The sequence below is a fragment of the Aeromonas sp. ASNIH8 genome (assembly GCF_002919855.1).
Taxonomy (GTDB): Bacteria; Pseudomonadota; Gammaproteobacteria; order Enterobacterales; family Aeromonadaceae; genus Aeromonas; species Aeromonas caviae.
In genome coordinates this window covers 1-16097 of sequence record NZ_PQLN01000096.1, presented here as the reverse complement: position 1 = coordinate 16097, position 16097 = coordinate 1, and the positions used below count along the sequence as shown (strand labels likewise).

17 protein-coding genes are annotated in these 16097 nt (G+C 62.3%); 3 read left to right on the top strand and 14 right to left on the bottom strand.

Features of this window, described 5'->3' with window-relative positions:
* From C3418_RS19315 to ftsY, 11 genes are all read right to left on the bottom strand, one after another.
* A partial coding sequence (locus C3418_RS19315) for a transposase domain-containing protein (protein WP_181023087.1) occupies positions 1-188 on the bottom strand: 188 nt, incomplete at its 3' end.
* Between the two features lie 127 nt (positions 189-315).
* Entirely contained in the window at positions 316-1848 is a 1533-nt protein-coding gene (gene hutH, locus C3418_RS19310) for a histidine ammonia-lyase (protein WP_010672611.1), read from the bottom strand.
* Position 1849: 1 nt separating this feature from the next.
* The gene (gene hutU / locus C3418_RS19305) at positions 1850-3553 is read right to left on the bottom strand and encodes a urocanate hydratase (protein WP_049637316.1); all 1704 of its coding nucleotides are present in this window, start codon (positions 3551-3553) and stop codon (positions 1850-1852) included.
* Positions 3554-3598: 45 nt separating this feature from the next.
* Positions 3599-4537, bottom strand: coding sequence for a formimidoylglutamase (gene hutG, locus C3418_RS19300; RefSeq protein WP_103859095.1), 939 nt, complete (start codon positions 4535-4537; stop codon positions 3599-3601).
* Positions 4530-5765, bottom strand: a complete 1236-nt coding sequence (gene hutI / locus C3418_RS19295) for an imidazolonepropionase (RefSeq protein ID WP_181023127.1) — start codon at positions 5763-5765, stop codon at positions 4530-4532. The genes hutG and hutI overlap by 8 nt, the downstream gene beginning before the upstream one ends.
* A 156-nt stretch (positions 5766-5921) precedes the next feature.
* Positions 5922-6626, bottom strand: a complete 705-nt coding sequence (gene hutC / locus C3418_RS19290; protein WP_041212197.1) for a histidine utilization repressor — start codon at positions 6624-6626, stop codon at positions 5922-5924.
* 10 nt (positions 6627-6636) lie between these two features.
* Entirely contained in the window at positions 6637-7296 is a 660-nt protein-coding gene (gene can / locus C3418_RS19285) for a carbonate dehydratase (RefSeq protein WP_010672606.1), read from the bottom strand.
* Between the two features lie 127 nt (positions 7297-7423).
* On the bottom strand, positions 7424-8278 hold the full coding sequence (rpoH, locus tag C3418_RS19280; protein ID WP_029313526.1) for an RNA polymerase sigma factor RpoH: 855 nt from the start codon (positions 8276-8278) through the stop codon (positions 7424-7426).
* Positions 8279-8730: 452 nt separating this feature from the next.
* A complete protein-coding gene (gene ftsX / locus C3418_RS19275; RefSeq protein WP_029313524.1) occupies positions 8731-9684 on the bottom strand; it encodes a permease-like cell division protein FtsX in 954 nt (317 codons plus the stop codon).
* Positions 9684-10352 carry a cell division ATP-binding protein FtsE gene (ftsE, locus tag C3418_RS19270; RefSeq protein ID WP_010672603.1) on the bottom strand — a complete coding sequence of 223 codons (669 nt, stop codon included), beginning with the start codon at positions 10350-10352 and terminating at the stop codon, positions 9684-9686. The genes ftsX and ftsE overlap by 1 nt, the downstream gene beginning before the upstream one ends.
* Before the next feature lie 222 nt (positions 10353-10574).
* Entirely contained in the window at positions 10575-12425 is a 1851-nt protein-coding gene (ftsY, locus tag C3418_RS19265; RefSeq protein WP_103859093.1) for a signal recognition particle-docking protein FtsY, read from the bottom strand.
* Positions 12426-12535: 110 nt separating this feature from the next.
* Between ftsY and rsmD the strand changes: the two genes are divergently transcribed.
* Entirely contained in the window at positions 12536-13165 is a 630-nt protein-coding gene (gene rsmD / locus C3418_RS19260) for a 16S rRNA (guanine(966)-N(2))-methyltransferase RsmD (RefSeq protein WP_043154418.1), read from the top strand.
* 108 nt (positions 13166-13273) lie between these two features.
* Entirely contained in the window at positions 13274-13588 is a 315-nt protein-coding gene (locus C3418_RS19255; RefSeq protein WP_010672600.1) for a DUF1145 domain-containing protein, read from the top strand.
* A 33-nt stretch (positions 13589-13621) separates the two neighbouring features.
* On the opposite strand, the gene C3418_RS19250 is transcribed toward C3418_RS19255, so the two are convergent.
* Positions 13622-13987 (bottom strand): YijD family membrane protein, encoded by a 366-nt coding sequence (locus C3418_RS19250; RefSeq protein WP_041212194.1) that lies wholly within the window; start codon positions 13985-13987, stop codon positions 13622-13624.
* Between the two features lie 19 nt (positions 13988-14006).
* Complete coding sequence (fabR, locus tag C3418_RS19245; RefSeq protein WP_010672598.1) at positions 14007-14627, bottom strand: HTH-type transcriptional repressor FabR; 621 nt, start codon at positions 14625-14627, stop codon at positions 14007-14009.
* 149 nt (positions 14628-14776) lie between these two features.
* On the opposite strand from fabR, the gene C3418_RS19240 reads away from it, so the two are divergent.
* The gene (locus C3418_RS19240) at positions 14777-15895 is read left to right on the top strand and encodes a fatty acid desaturase (protein WP_103859092.1); all 1119 of its coding nucleotides are present in this window, start codon (positions 14777-14779) and stop codon (positions 15893-15895) included.
* A 79-nt stretch (positions 15896-15974) separates the two neighbouring features.
* On the opposite strand, the gene C3418_RS19235 is transcribed toward C3418_RS19240, so the two are convergent.
* On the bottom strand, positions 15975-16097 hold a 123-nt coding region (locus tag C3418_RS19235; RefSeq protein ID WP_139700475.1), incomplete at its 5' end, for a transposase.

Below are 16097 nucleotides of genomic sequence, written 5' to 3'. Positions count from 1 at the left end.
GCCATCCCCACGACGAGCCACAAGACCATATCAGAAGGTAAGCGGCGTCGGCGGATAGTGGCCTTTTCAGACAAGGCGGCAGCGGCAGTAATCCATTCGTCGGGAATATGGTCGGCAAAAATGGCCAGCCGAGCCAGCATGTCGCCAGATGCCTCAACAACATCGTTCAGATCGTTTGCAATAGACATAAAAAAATCCGGAACCAGTGATTGGTTCCGGATTGTCCTACAGCAGAAGGATCGGTCAATGGATCCTTAACTGATCAGCATTGCGCCCCATGGGCGGTCTTTTTTATGGTTGCTCAGACTCTGGGTCTCAGAGGCTGGGCAGAGTCCCGGCCGGGATCAGGTCGTTGTAGCTGGCACGGCCCAGCAAGGCGGCGGCCGCCTCGATGTCCGGTGCAAAGTACCTGTCCTTGTCATAGAAGCTGACCTCTTCCCGCAGACGGCCCTTGGCCAGCTCGATGAGCTCGGTGGAGCGCAGGGGTGCGCGGAAGTCGAGCCCCTGGGCCGCTGCCAGCAGTTCCACCGCCAGGATGCCACGGGTGTTCTCGGCCATGTCCGCCAGCCGGCGACCGGCGAAGGTGGCCATGGAGACGTGGTCCTCCTGGTTGGCCGAGGTGGGCAGGCTGTCCACCGAGGCCGGGTGGGCCAGGGTCTTGTTCTCGGAGGCCAGGGCCGCCGAAGTAACCTGGGCGATCATGAAACCGGAGTTCACCCCGCCGTTGTTCACTAGGAAGGCCGGCAGGCCGGACATGCGCGAGTCGATGAGTAGCGCCATGCGCCGCTCGGACAGCGACCCGATCTCGGCGATGGCCAGGGCCAGGTTGTCGGCGGCAAAGGCCACGGGTTCTGCGTGGAAGTTGCCGCCGGAGATGATCTCCTCATCCTCGGCAAACACCAGGGGGTTGTCGGAGACCGCGTTGGCCTCGCACACCAGCACCTCGGCGGCCTGACGGATTTGGGTCAGGCAGGCGCCCATCACCTGGGGCTGACAGCGCAGGGAGTAAGGATCCTGCACCTTCTCGCAGTTGTGGTGGGACATGCCGATCTCGCTGCCGTCCACCAGCAGGTGGCGGTAGCAGGCGGCCGCATCGATCTGGCCGCGCTGACCGCGCACCTCGTGGATGCGGGCATCGAACGGCCGGCGGCTGCCGAGGGCAGCTTCAACGCTCATGGCACCGATGGTGATGGCGCCGGCGTAGAGATCCTCGGCATGGAACAGCCCTTCCAGCGCGAAGGCGGTGCTCGCCTGGGTGCCGTTGAGCAGGGCCAGCCCCTCTTTCGGCGCCAGGGCGATGGGCTCCAATCCTGCAATCTTCAGGGCAGTGGCGGCGTCGATCAGCTCACCCTTGTGACGGGCCTTGCCTTCACCGATCAGCAGGCAGCTCATATGAGCCAGGGGCGCCAGATCGCCGGAAGCGCCGACGGAGCCCTTCTTCGGCACCACGGGGTAGACCTCGGCGTTGATAAGGGTCATCAGGGCCTCGAGCACCGTCAGCCGAATGCCAGAGAAGCCACGGGCGAGCGAGTTGACCTTGAGCACCATCATCAACCGCACGGTGGCGTCATCCATGTACTCGCCAATTCCTGCCGCATGAGAGAGCACGATGGAGCGTTGCAGCTCGTCCAGCTGCTCCACCGGGATCCGGGTATTGGCCAGCAGGCCAAAGCCGGTGTTGATGCCATAGACCACCCGGTTTTGCTCGATCACCTTGGTGACCACGGCGGCGGAGGCGTGGATCCCCGCCAGGGCAGCCGGATCCAGGCTGACGTGTACCGGCTCGCGGCTGACACGGCGCAGGGTGGCGAGGCAGAGTTTGCCCGGTTGCAGATTCAGTTCGAACATCTTATTTCACCCCTTTGCCGGTGGCGTCGATCATCGGCAGATCCAGTTTCGCATCAACGGCACAGTTGATGGCAATCTCGTAGCCGGCGTCGGCGTGACGCATCACCCCGGTGGCCGGGTCGTTGCGCAGCACGCGGCCGACCCGCTTGGCGGCATCGTCGGTGCCGTCACAGACGATCACCACGCCGGAGTGCTGGGAGAAGCCCATGCCGACCCCGCCACCGTGGTGCAGGGAGACCCAGGTCGCGCCGCCGGCGGTGTTGAGCAGGGCGTTGAGCAGCGGCCAGTCGGAAACGGCGTCGGAGCCATCCATCATCGACTCGGTCTCGCGGTTCGGGCTCGCCACCGAGCCGGAGTCAAGGTGGTCACGGCCGATGACGACCGGTGCCTTCAGCTCGCCATTCTTCACCATCTCGTTGAAGGCCAGGCCCAGGCGCACCCGATCCTTGACACCGACCCAGCAGATCCGCGCCGGCAGGCCCTGGAAGGCGATGCGCTCGCGGGCCATGTCGAGCCAGTTGTGCAGGTGGGGATCGTCCGGGATCAGCTCTTTCACTTTCTGATCTGTCTTGTAGATGTCTTCCGGGTCGCCGGAGAGCGCCACCCAGCGGAACGGGCCAATGCCCTCGCAGAACAGCGGGCGGATGTAGGCCGGCACGAAGCCCGGGAAGTCGAAGGCATTCTTGACCCCCTCTTCCAGCGCCATCTGGCGGATGTTGTTGCCGTAATCGAGCGTGGCGGCGCCGCGGGATTGCAGGGTCAGCATGGCTTCGACCTGACGGGCCATGGAGCGGCGAGCCGCCACGTTGACCTCGTCCGGTGCGCTCTTTTGCAGATCGCGCCATTGGGCCACGCTCCAGCCCTGGGGCAGGTAGCCGTGTACCGGGTCATGGGCGGAGGTCTGGTCGGTCACCACGTCCGGCGTGATGCCGCGAGCCACCAGCTCGGCGAAGACGTCGGCGGCGTTGCCGAGCAGGCCGACGGAGACGGCGGTACCGCTGCGTTTGGCCTCCTCGACCATGGCCAGCGCCTCATCCAGGCTGTGGGCCTTCTTGTCGACGTAGCGGGTACGCAGACGAAAATCGATACGGGTCTCGTCGCACTCCACGGCGATCATGGAGAAACCGGCCATGGTGGCGGCCAGAGGCTGGGCGCCGCCCATGCCGCCGAGCCCGCCGGTCAGGATCCATCGCCCTTTGGGCTCGCCATTGAAGTGCTGGTTGGCCACCGCGAAGAAGGTCTCGTAGGTGCCCTGCACTATCCCCTGGGTGCCGATGTAGATCCAGGAGCCGGCGGTCATCTGGCCGTACATCATCAAACCCTTCTTGTCGAGCTCGTTGAAGTGCTCCCAGTTGGCCCAGTGGGGCACCAGGTTGGAGTTGGCGATGAGCACCCGCGGCGCATCCTTGTGGGTCTGGAACACCCCGACCGGCTTGCCGGATTGCACCAGCAGGGTCTGATCGTCCTCGAGCCGGGTCAGCACCTCGACGATCTTGTCATAGCAGGCCCAGTTGCGGGCGGCGCGGCCGATGCCGCCGTACACCACCAGGGACTGGGGATGCTCGGCAACATCCGGATCCAGGTTGTTCATCAGCATCCGCAGTGGCGCTTCGGTGAGCCAGCTCTTGGCGGTCAGCTGGGTGCCGTGGGGAGCACGGATCACGCGGCTCGGATCGTGGCGGGGATCCTGGTGTTGTACAGACATAGACACTCCTTGTTTAGCGATGCAGTCAGGCGGCGCGGTGCGCCACTACTTGGTCAACTGGTGAACCAGGCGCGCGGCCACGCGGGCACTGCGGTTGTCCTGATCCAGGTTCGGGTTGTACTCGGCCAGATCGGCGAGCCTGAGCTTGCCGCTGGCCCGGATATGGGCGATGAGCGGCTCGATGACCGCCAGCTCCACGCCGCGAGCGGCGGGAGCGCTCACTCCCGGCATCACCGCCGCCGGCAGCACGTCGAGATCGATGGTGAGATAGAGGTGGTCGCAACGGGCGATGAAGGCATCCAGCCCGCCTAGCAAGGCTGGCAGCTCGGTCGGCGTCATCGCCTCGTCCAGCACGTGCCAGACTCCCAGCGCCTCGGCGCGGGCAAAGAGCGCCGCGGTATTGGCGGTTTCGGCCACCCCGAGACAGGCATAGTGAAAGGGGGTGCCCTGGGCAGCGCACTGCTCGGCAATCTGGAAGAAGGGGGTGCCCGAGCTCGCCTGCTCCTGTTTCATGCGCAGATCGAAGTGGGCGTCGAAATTGATGATCCCGACCCGTCCTTCGCCGCCAAGATGACGGTTCAGGCCGCTCCAGCTGCCAAACGCCACCTCGTGGCCGCCTCCCAGCACCAGGGGGAAGTGCCCCTGATCCAGCGCACTCGCGACCCGCTCGGCCAAGCGCCCGTGGGCGGCATCGAGATCGCCGTCCTCACAGGCCAGATCCCCGCCGTCATAGACGGGGGCTCCCAGATGCCAGGCCGTGTTGGCCAGCAGCTTGCGCACCGCCAGCGGTGCACCGGCCGCACCGACCCGCCCCTTGTTGCGGCGCACCCCTTCGTCACAGGCAAAGCCGAGCAGCACCACGCCGGGTTCGCGATTCCCCTGCCAGGGTTGCACCCTATCGTGCCAGCGCAGGGCCAGCTTGCCGTCTTCGGGATCCTGACGCCCCTGCCAGACCGACATGTCGATCCCGTTGAACTTATCCATGAAGGGTCTCCTCCCCGTTGACCACACGGCTCACCAGCTGATCGACACCGATGAGGTAGCTGAGCTCGGCCGGATGGCCGCAGTTCCAGACAAGGAAATCCGCCAGCATGCCGACCTTGAGCTGCCCCAGCCGTTCCTGCTCACCGAGCGCCCTGGCGGCGTGGCGGGTCACCCCGGCCATGGCCTCCACCGGGGTCAGGCCAAACAGGGTGCAAGCCATGTTCATGGCCATGCGCAGGGAGACGATGGGGGCCGTGCCCGGGTTGATGTCGGAAGAGACAGCCATGGGTACCCCCGCCTTGCGCAAGGCGGTGACCGGGGGCAGCTTGGTCTCCTTGAGGAAATAGAAAGCGGTGGGCAGCAGGGTGGCGACCACGCCACGGTGGGCCAGCGCCTGGATCCCGTCCTGATCCAGGTACTCCAGGTGATCCACAGAGAGGGCGCCGAAGTGGGCGGCGAGCGTGCTGCCCCCCAGGTTGGAGAGCTGATCCATGTGCCCTTTCACCGCGAGGTTGTACTGATCCGCCGCCAGATAGACCTGCTCGGTCTGGGCAAGGGAGAAGCCGATGTGCTCGCAGAAGACATCCACCGCATCCGCGAGACCTGCCTCGGCCGCCGCCGGGATGATCTCCTGGCAGATGGTCTCGACCCAGGAGTCGGGATCGTCGCGATACTCCGGCGGCACCGCATGGGCCGCCAGCAGCGTGGTCTTGACCCGGATAGGTTGCGTCTCTCCCAGACGACGGGCCACCCGCAACATCTTGAGCTCGTCTTCCAGGGTGAGGCCGTAGCCGGACTTGATTTCGACTGTGGTGACCCCTTCCCGGATCAGGGACTTGATCCGCGGCAACGCCAGCTCATAGAGCCGCTCCTCGCTGGCAGCCCGGGTGGCGCGCACCGTGTTGATGATACCGCCTCCCTTGCGGGCGATCTCCGCATAGGGGACTCCCTTCTGGCGCAGCTCGAACTCTTCGGCGCGACTGCCGGCGAAGATGAGGTGGGTGTGGCAATCGATGAGACCGGGGGTGACCAGCTTCCCCTTCATGTCCTGCCAGGAGGCGGCATAGGGGCCCTTGAGATCCTGCATGGGGACCAGAGCGTGGATCTTGCCATCCCGCACGCCAAGGGCATGGGGCTCCAGCAGGCCGTAGTCCGCCAGATCGGGGCGCAGGGTGGCGGGTGTCACGTTGAGCCAGACCCGCTCGCAGTTCAACAGTTCCTTGTTCATACCGACCTCTAAATGTATATACAATAATTTATAGCCGATCTCTGAAAAGAAAGGAAGGATCAAGTTCACATCTTGATAACAGCGGCTTTATTAGAGTGTAAACACAAAAAAGCCCACCGAGAGGTGGGCTTTTAAATGCTTAATTGGTATATACAATTATGCGAGACGCGTCTTGGAGCTCAGCTTGTAGCGGGAACCCGGCGACAACAATCTGGCATAGGAGACCAGACAGCCGTCTGACCAGGTGCGCCGGTGCAGCAGCAGGCAGGGGGTGTCGACCCTCACTTGCAGCAGTCCGGCTTCACCAGCACTCGGCAACACGGCTTCTACCACGTGCTCCATCTCGGAGAGGGGGCAGATCTCCATCAGATAGCTGTTTGGCGTCTGCTGGGTGAAATCCTGCTCGCCATAACCGGGCAGTCGCTCGGCATCGACGAAGCGCTCCTCCAGTTGCAGCGGCTCCCCATCGGCCTGATGGACGATGAGGCTGTGAAAGGTGGGCGCCCCGACCCGCAGGCCCAGACGTACCGCTACTTTCTCGTCGGCGGCCTGACGTTGCAGCCGGATCACCCGCGCGCTGTACTCGCTGCCCCGCTCGGCGATCTCGTCTGCAATATTGCGAATCGCCAGGAGCGGCGACTCGGTACGCCTGTCGGCCACGAAACTGCCGGATCCGGCGGTGCGCACCAGCCAGCCTTCGGCCACCAGCTCACGCAGCGCCTTGTTCACCGTCATGCGGCTCACGGCAAACTGCTCGCACAGGGCGGCCTCGGTCGGGATCCGGTCGCCCGCCTGATAGTGGCGTTCGCGGATCCCGTCCAGGATGTGCTGCTTTATCTGAAGGTAGAGCGCAGGAGCCACCGGATGGTCCTCAGCGGCGACGGTGGGGCGGACGCATGTCCGGCCAGGCGCGATAGACGTCCGGGATCTGGTCAGGGCCGCTGATGCAGAGATCGAGATCATGCAGCAGGCCATCCTTGATGCCGTAGATCCAGCCGTGCACCGCCAGCTCCTGCCCCTTGCGCCAGGCATTCTGGATGATGGTGGTGTGGCAGACGTTGGCGACCTGCTCGGCCACGTTCAGCTCGCACAGGTAGTCGAAGCGCTCGTGCTCATCCTCGATGGCTTCGAGCTGTTCGCCGTATTTGAAGTAGACGTCCTTGATGTTGCGCAGCCAGTTGTCGATGAGACCCAGCTCCTGGTTCTGCATCGCAGCCTTGACGCCACCGCAGCCATAGTGGCCGCAGACGATGATGTGCTTCACCTTGAGCACCTCCACCGCGTATTGCAGCACCGAGAGGCAGTTGAAATCGGTGTGCACCACCAGGTTGGCGACGTTGCGGTGGACAAAGACGTCCCCCGGCAAGAGCCCCATCAGCTGGTTGGCTGGAACCCGGCTGTCGGAACAGCCGATCCAGAGGTACTCGGGTGCCTGCTGGGCGGACAGGGTAGCGAAGAAATTGGGATCCTCGGCCTTGATCCGTTCCGCCCACTCGCGGTTGTTGGTAAACAAGTCGTTCAACAGTTTCACTTCTGCTCTCCCTACTGTGGCAGTGGCGGCAACATACCATACACAAGGGTAACCAAGGCAAGGCCGACCAGATCCCCTCAAAACAAAAACAGGGCCATCAGGCCCTGCTTCTTACCGGAGGAGGCCGTCAGGCATCCATGGCATCTTTCAGCTTCTTCAGCGCGTTTTTCTCAAGCTGGCGCACCCGCTCGGCCGAGACGCCGTAAGTATCGGCCAGCTCCTGCAGGGTGGTCTTGCTCTCGTCATCGAGCCAGCGGGCACGGATGATGTGCTGGCTGCGCTCGTCCAGGGTCGCCATGGCCGCACTCAGGCGACGGGTGGCATGGCTGTCCCAGTTGTCGTTCTCGATGTTCGCCGCGAGATCGGAAGATTTGTCTTCCAGATAGTGCACCGGCGCGAAGCCACCCTCGTCTTCATCGTCACCGACCAGATCGAAGGCCTGATCGTAATTGCTCATGCGCGCTTCCATCTCGGTGACGTCGGCAGCGGATACTCCGAGGTCGGCAGCCACGGCCTGCACCTCTTCGTGGTTCAGCCAGCCCAGACGCTTCTTGGACTTGCGCAGGTTGAAGAACAGCTTGCGCTGGGCCTTGGTGGTCGCCACCTTGACCATGCGCCAGTTGCGCAACACATATTCGTGGATTTCGGCTTTGATCCAGTGCACGGCGAAGGAGACCAGACGCACGCCCACGCTCGGGTCGAAGCGTTTGACGGCTTTCATCAGGCCGATGTTGCCTTCCTGCACCAGATCGGCCTGAGGCAGGCCATAGCCGGAGTAGCTCTTGGCCACGTGAACGACAAAACGCAGGTGCGACATAACGAGCTGGCGTGCAGCTTCGAGATCGCCATCCTGCTGCAGACGCATCGCCAGTTCGCGCTCTTCCTCTGCGCTCAGCACAGGGATCGAGTTGACGGCCTGGATATAGCCTTCCAGACTACCTTGCGGAATCAGAGCCATAGTGCGTTGCAATGAAGTTCCCATGTTCTACCTCTTACTTTTCAATCGAATCAGTCTAACACCCTGAGAAGACGTGTCTACCAACCAAGTATCATTCTGCGTGCTGCATCATACATCACCCCAGCATGAACCCGGCCTATCTTAGGCTGACGGCATGAATCATAAATGAACAGTCAAAAAAAAGGGGTCACAGTAAAGGACCCCTGAAAAGTAGCATGCTAAGTCCATTGTTGCGGAGCTCGCAACCTTCACATGCTTGCCAAGTCAGACGAGCAAGGCATAGGGGCCATACCCGTATTCATTCTGCTGCAGTCAATAGACCATTGATAAATCAAAAGGTTCAGAGGATCCACATATGATCCTCGGCGCAGACACCATTCAGATTACTCTGAGAAAGTGGCCCGTGCCAGAAACGGGCCACTCTTTTACTTGATCCAGTTCGCAAAATCCAGCGCTTTAAAATGCTGACAAATTAATCAGGACGGTTCTATGTCGCGAATGTGCCTGTGCACCGAGAACCAGGAGGCGATCAACCCCAGCAGGGCGCCCAGCAATATGAGATTGAAGCCGTCGAACGCCCCCATCCCCACCAGACGGAAGTTGCTGTTGTAGAGCCCCGCCAGCTCCTTCACCACCCCCTCGCTCCAGATCACCATCACCTCGGTCAGCCACCAGGCCAGCATGCCGCCGATGACCCCAAACCAGATGCCCGTATAGAGGAAGGGACGGTGGATGAAGGCATCGGTCGCGCCCACCAGCTTGAGCACTTCAATCTCGGAACGCTGGTTCAGAATGTTCAGGCGCAGGGTGTTGCCCACGATCAGCAACACAGCGGAGAGCAGCAACACCGCGATACCTGTAATGGTGTGGCGCAGCAGGTTCATGATCCCCTGCAACCGGGTCAACCACTGCAGATCCAGCTTGCCCTGCTCGATACCGGGCTCGTTCTCCAGCTTGGCAAGCAGCTCGGCGGCCCCTTCGGGATTCTGCCAGCGCGGATCCGGGATCACGCTCAGCACCGGCGGCAGCGGGTTGCTGTCCAGATAATCCAGGGCATCACCGAAACCGGAGATCTCCCGAAATTCCCTGAGCGCCTCGTCACGGTTCATATAAGTGACGGACTCCACTTCCGGATAGAGCAGGATCCGCTGCTTCATATCGAGGATGCTCTGCTCCGGCAGATCCTTGCGCAGATAGAGGGAGATCTGGGAGCTGGTCTGCCAGCTCCCCTCTACCACTTCGGCATTCTTCAGCAATACGTGGAAACAGGAAGGCAGCGCCAGACTCACGCCAAGTACCGCCAGGGTCATCAGGGAGGCGAGCGGGTTGCGCCACAGCTCACCCAGGCTGGCAAAGGCCTGGCGCACGTGATCCACCCCATACATCATCAAGCGACGCAACGGCGGCTGTTTATGACGAACAATAGCCATCAGCGATCCTCCCCGGACGAATACATGCGACCCGCCTTGAGGGTCAGGGTGCGGTAGCGCATCCGGGCGATCAGCCCCAGATCGTGAGTGGCAATCAGTACGGAGACGCCGAAGCGGTTGAACTCCTCGAACAGGCGCATGATGTCCATGGAAAGCTGGGGATCCAGGTTGCCGGTCGGCTCGTCCGCCAGCAGCAGGGGGGGTTTGTTGACGATGGCGCGGGCGATGCCGACCCGTTGCTGCTCACCACCGGAGAGCATGCGCGGCTGGTAGCGCTCCTTGCCGAGCAGCCCGACCTTGTCCAGAGCCGCCGCCACCCGCTTGTTGATGTCCCCATGGCTGTAGCCATCGATCACCAGGGGCAGGGCGACGTTGTCGAACACGGTACGATCCATCAGCAGGCGGTGATCCTGGAAGATCATGCCGATCTGGCGGCGCACGTAGGGGATCTGACTGCGCTGGATGTGGCTGACGTCATCGCCGTGGAAGAAGACGCGGCCGTCGGTCGGCCGTTCCATCACGCTGATGAGCTTGAGGAGGGTACTCTTGCCCGCCCCCGAATGGCCGGTCAGGAAGGCCATCTCCCCCTTGCGCAGGTGAAAACTGACCTTTTGCAGCGCTTGATGACCGCCACTGTAGACCTTGCTGACCTTGTCAAAACGAATCATAACGGTTCCCTGAGATTGACAAACCCCGACCGGGATAAAGCATGGGGCGCTCACTCCCCCGTACCGGCACAACACCTGGATGACAACACCGGTCGCAACCATGCCGCATGTCATCCTTGCCCGGATGAGCCATACCTGCGCTCTCATAGTGACATACCCCGACCGGAGTCGGGGTATGGAACACGTGCTCGTCACGGCCGGGCCGACTCATGTCGGCCGGATTTATTCTTCGCGGCTGAAGAGCGCCTCGATGAAGTCGTTGGCGACGAACGGGCGCAGATCGTCGATCCCCTCGCCCACCCCGATGTAGCGGATCGGGATCTGGAACTTGTCGGCCACCGCGAAGATGACACCACCCTTGGCAGTGCCGTCCAGCTTGGTGAGGGTGATGCCGGTCAGGCCCACCGCCTCGCTGAACAGCTTGGCCTGGCTCAATGCGTTCTGGCCGGTGCCTGCGTCCAGAGTCAGCATGATCTCGTGGGGTGCCGCATCGTCCAGCTTCTTCATCACCCGCACCACCTTCTTGAGCTCCTCCATCAGGTTGCTCTTGTTCTGCAGGCGGCCGGCAGTGTCGGCGATCAGCACGTCAGCCCCGCGGGAGCGGGCTGCCTCGATGGCGTCATAGATGACGGAGGCGGAGTCGGCACCGGTGTGCTGGGCAATCACCGGAATGTTGTTGCGCTGACCCCACACCTGCAGCTGCTCGACGGCGGCAGCACGGAAGGTATCGCCAGCGGCCAGCATCACGCTCTTGCCCTCGGCCTGGAACTGTTTGGCCAGTTTGCCGATGGTGGTGGTCTTGCCGACGCCGTTCACGCCAACCATCAGGATGACGTAAGGCTTCTTGCTGGTGTCGATCACCAGGGGCTGCTCGACCTTGGCCAGCATCTCGCCCATATCCTGTTTGAGCAGACCGTAGAGCGCCTCGGCGTCCTTGAGCTGCTTGCGGTCCGCGTGCTGTACCAGCCCCTCGATGATACGGGTGGTGGTGTCGACGCCAAGATCGGCGGTCAGCAGCTGGGTCTCCAGCTCTTCGAACAGATCGTCATCGATCTTCTTGCCGCTGAACAGGCCGAAGAAACCGGAACCGATATTCTCCCTGGTACGCACCAGGCTGCGCTTGAGGCGGGCAAAGAAGCCCTCCCGCTGCGGCTTCTCCTGAGTGTCGTCGTCCACCTTGGCGGCCAGTGGCAGAGCGGCCAGAGCGGCGGCCTCAGCCTCCATCGCGGCGACCAGACGCAAATCTTCCGCTCGCTGGGCCTCTTTGGCGACACGAGCTTCCTCGGCAGCCTGAGCTTCGGCGGCAATACGAGCCTCTTCCGCAGCGCGAGCTTCGGCGGCAATACGAGCTTCTTCTGCTGCACGGGCTTCGGCAGCGATGCGAGCCTCTTCTGCGGCGCGTGCCTCGGCAGCAATACGAGCTTCTTCCGCAGCGCGGGCTTCGGCGGCCACACGGGCTTCTTCTGCGGCGCGGGCTTCGGCGGCAAGACGAGCTTCTTCCGCAGCGCGGGCTTCGGCAGCAATACGAGCTTCTTCCGCGGCACGGGCTTCGGCGGCAACACGGGCTTCTTCTGCGGCGCGGGCTTCGGCGGCAATACGGGCTTCTTCCGCGGCGCGAGCCTCGGCGGCAATACGGGCCTCTTCCGCAGCGCGGGCTTCGGCGGCAATACGAGCTTCTTCCGAAGCGCGAGCCTCGGCGGCAATACGGGCTTCTTCTGCGGCGCGGGCTTCGGCAGCGATGCGAGCCTCTTCCGCAGCGCGAGCCTCGGCGGCAACAATGGCTTCGTCTGCGACCTGAGCTTCGGTGGCGATCAAGGCCTCATTGACGATGACGGGCTCAAGCTCGCCCTCCGGCTCTTCCACAACCAGGGGGCCTTCGTCAGGGCCGCTCAGCGGCGCTTCGGGCTTGGCGGCGGGGGCATCAGCCGGGGCAACATCGGCGACAGGCGCGGGAACAGCGGCGGCCTCCGACTCGACTACCGCCGGGGTAGCGTCGGGCGCCTGCGATGGAACGGCCTCAGCCTCTTCTTTCTTGCGGCCGAAACCCAGCCAGGAAAACAAACCTTTTGCCATCTAAAAATACTCACATCAAAGGCTGACTGCTAAGATAGCCGTCCCTCGGCGGGTCGGCATAAAAATGAACCGCCTTATACTATCACTTTATTTTCTGACGACGAAACGCGATGCCCAGAGTGAAATCCAGCCGTAACAGCCCGAGCAAGAGCCCGGCCCCCCAGGGGCGAGCGGGCGTGGTACGAATCATCAGCGGCCAATGGAAGGGGCGCAAACTCCCCGTCAGGGATGTGGAAGGGCTCAGACCCACCACGGATCGCGTCAAGGAGACCATCTTCAACTGGCTGGCTCCCCACGTGCGCGGTACCCGCTGCCTGGATCTGTTCGCCGGCAGCGGCGGGCTGGGGCTGGAAGCCTTGTCCCGCTATGCCGAACAGGTCACCCTGATCGAGATGGACAGAGGCGCCGCCGACCAGCTCAAGAAGAACCTGACGACCCTGGGCAGCAGCCAGGGGCAGGTGATCCAGGCCGATGCCGTGAGCTGGCTGCAAGGCACGGCCACGCCGTTCGATCTGGTCTTTCTGGACCCACCGTTTCGTCGCGAGCTGCTGCCCCAGGTGTGCGAGCTGCTCGAGCAACGCGGCTGGCTGGCATCCGATGCCCTCATCTATCTGGAGCGGGAAAAAGAGATGGCCGATCTGACGCTGCCCGCCAGCTGGAAACTACTCAAGGACAAGCAGGCGGGTCAGGTCTGCTATCAGCTCTATCTGCGGGACACCAAGCATGACGCTGCTGTTTAAAGGGGAGATGGGCACAGTCCCCTTCTCCGTCAATTTGGACAACGGCTCAAGGACAAGCAGGTCGATCACATCAGGCCTGCTATCAACTCTATGTACGGGAGGTAAACGATGAAGCGGGTGTTTAATCTGTTGGCGATGGGGGTGCTGCTGTTCTTCTGGTTCGGTGTGGCACTCGCCCTGCTGGGCACCCTGCCGGGCAAACTGAACGGCTTTCTGCCGGTGTGCGGCGTCATCGTGATATTGATGCACTGGGTACAGGCCAGCATGATCAAGGCGGCATGCAAACCCTACTTCGCGGTCACTCGTCTCGAATTCACCCAGGTGCTGATCTTCGGGGTGTTCGGCATGATGGATATCCGCACCAAGCTGCAGGCCATCATAGACGCCAGGAAGAAGGGAGAGACTCCCCCCAGGGCCGACTAGGCCACCCCCGGCCCGACCAGAAGGAGTGATTCGTCACTCCTTCTGCGTTTTTCCGAGGCTGATTCCCAGCTTGATGGAGAGAGCGGCGAGCAGCAGCAGCATGGCAATGAGGGAGAAGAAGTTGCTGCCAAGCTCGGGGTACTGCACCTTGACCAGGGCAGAATGGCCGAACACGCCGATAAAGAAGCAGAGCAGGATGCAACTGGGTGTGTTGCCCACCATGGGCTCATGGCGATAGTGCTGATAGAGCTGGCTGGCCGCCAGCAACAGGGCGATGAGGGGGTAGAAGGAGAAGGGGACGACCGACTCCATCAAGGCCGACAGGAAGGCATCGCCACAGATACCGATCAGCAGGGCCAGCACCAGGGGCTTCTTCGGAATCGCGTTCGGTTCATGCATGAGGCTGTCCATCCTTGCGTTATGTGAGAGATTCGTGGCGCTTGCGGTTCTGCACCTCGGCGCCCATGGCGATCATCCGCAACTGGCTGATGGTGCGCTCCGACAGTGCCTTGCACTCTTCCGGAGTCATGTCGAGGGCGTCTGCACCAGCGCTGAAGACAATGGTCACCATGGCCTCGGCCTGGATATAGGCCTCTTCCCGTGGCGCCTGCGTGGTGGCTTCCAGATAATCGGTCAGCTCGGCGATGAAGTGCTGGATCTCCCGGGCCACCGCCTGACGGAACGCAGCCGAGGTGCCGGAGCGCTCGCGCAGCAGCAGCCGGAAGATGTTCGGGTTGTTTTCGACGAATTCCATGAAGGTCTGCACCGAGGTGCTGATGACGCTGCCACCACCGGCAATGCGCTGGCGCGCCTGGCGCATCAGTTGGCGCAGGGTCAGCCCTCCCTCGTCCACCAGCGTCAGCCCCAGCTCTTCCATGTCCCGAAAGTGGCGATAGAAGGAGGTCGGCGCTATGCCCGCCTCTCTGGCCACTTCCCGCAGGCTGAGGTTGGAGAAACTGCGGTTGGCGCAGAGTTGACTGAACGCCGCCTCGATCAGCGTACGCCGGGTTTTTTCTTTTTGTTGCGCGCGAATACCCACGAAAACAGTCACCTTGAGATTAGCGAGGCCAGATGATAACCCGAAGGCGGGGCCGGGATCAGGTTTGTCTCCGACTTTTTTACCATTGACCCGCATTCCAGCTCAATGGAGAATAGTGAACAGCTGTTCGCTGAAAGGAGCCGAGTGAAATGGACCGCCCCCCGATCATCATGACCAACACCCTGTTGTTCGCCCTCTCCGGGCTGACGGCACTGATAGCGGTCCCCTGGTATGGACTGAGCCAGGGCTACGACCTCTGGCAGTGGCTCTGCTTCCTGCTGCTGTTCTGCTATTGCGGCATCTCCATCACCGCCGGCTACCACAGGCTCTGGTCCCACAAGTCCTACAAGGCGCACCCGGCCCTGCAATGGATCTTCGCCATCGGAGGCGCGCTAGCCCTGCAGAACTCGGCGCTGCACTGGTCCTCGGATCATCGCCGCCACCACCGCCACGTGGATGACAACCAGAAGGATCCCTACAGTGCGGGTCGCGGCTTCTGGTACTCCCACATCGGCTGGATGCTGCGGGAATACCAGCGCGATACCTACCACGACTACAGCAATGTGCGCGACCTGCAAAACAACCCCGTGGTCGCCTTCCAGCACAGGCACTATCTCGCCCTGGCCCTGGTCACCAACATCGGCATTCCGCTGCTGCTCGGCCTCTTGCACGGGGATCTGCTCGGCATGATGTTGCTGGCCGGGGTGCTGCGCATGGTGATGACTCATCACACCACCTTCTTCATCAACTCCCTGGCCCACATCTGGGGCAGCCAACCGTTCACGGATCGCAACAGCGCCCGGGACAACGGCATCCTGGCCTTCTTCACCTTTGGCGAGGGCTATCACAACTTCCATCACCTGTTCGAGAACGACTACCGCAACGGCATTCAGTGGTGGCAGTTCGACCCCACCAAGTGGCTGATCCGCACAACCGCCTGGTGCGGGCTCGCCAAAGACCTGAGATCCTGCCCGGAGGAACGCATCGAACAGGCCAGGCTGGAGATGCAGCTCAAGCGCGCCCAGGCCAGAGTGCACAAGCAGGATGACAGGGAACGCTGGCAGGCACTGCTGCAGGAGGAGTACGACAAGCTGAGCCTGCAGATCCAGCACTACTATGCCAGCCGCAAGTCACTGCTGGAGCAGCGCAAGCGCACAGCCCTCGCACGCTACGACAGGCTCAGGCTGCAACTGGAGTACCGCACGTTGCGAGACGGTTTCCTCGTTGCCAAGCGCAACTGGAGTCGTCTGCTGGCGGGCCTCGCCTGATCGCCGAGACATCACGCAAAAGACCGCCAGCAGGCGGTCTTTTGATTGGGCAAACGGACGGCGGGCATAAAAAAATGGTTCATCGCGGCTTTCCGGGGAAGGCCGCCTTGATTTTCAGAAAAAAGTATTCTGAGTCCCTAAATCCATATGCCATACGCTTTATCACTTTGATCTTGTTGTTCACCCCTTCCAGCACACTCGT